Source organism: Pseudomonas sp. H26/SER47-MNA-CIBAN-0231 (genome assembly GCF_040310465.1).
GTDB classification, from domain to species: Bacteria; Pseudomonadota; Gammaproteobacteria; order Pseudomonadales; family Pseudomonadaceae; genus Aquipseudomonas; species Aquipseudomonas atacamensis.
In genome coordinates this window covers 1-261 of sequence record NZ_JBEOPW010000110.1, presented here as the reverse complement: position 1 = coordinate 261, position 261 = coordinate 1, and the positions used below count along the sequence as shown (strand labels likewise).

Below are 261 nucleotides of genomic sequence, written 5' to 3'. Positions count from 1 at the left end.
ATCTTGGGCAAGGAATCGCCATCGACAACTGAATTTGAGCTGATAAAGTCACGCAAAAATATTGGCGCAGCAGTCGACAACCTAAAACTGGATATCCATGTTGAGCCTAAATACTTCCCATTGATTGGTGAATATTTTGCGAGGCGCTTTAAACCTAGCCCAGAAAATACTGTCGCACAACCTTGGCTGGGCATGAATAGTTATGCTTGGGGCGGAGAGCGCCTTGATATTTCTGAGCTGGAACTGCCGCATGATTTACTG

Annotated in this window: 1 pseudogene; it reads left to right on the top strand. The window is 45.6% G+C overall.

Features of this window, described 5'->3' with window-relative positions:
* Positions 1-261, top strand: a pseudogene (locus AAEZ10_RS27490) (tyrosine-protein kinase); the annotation flags it as partial.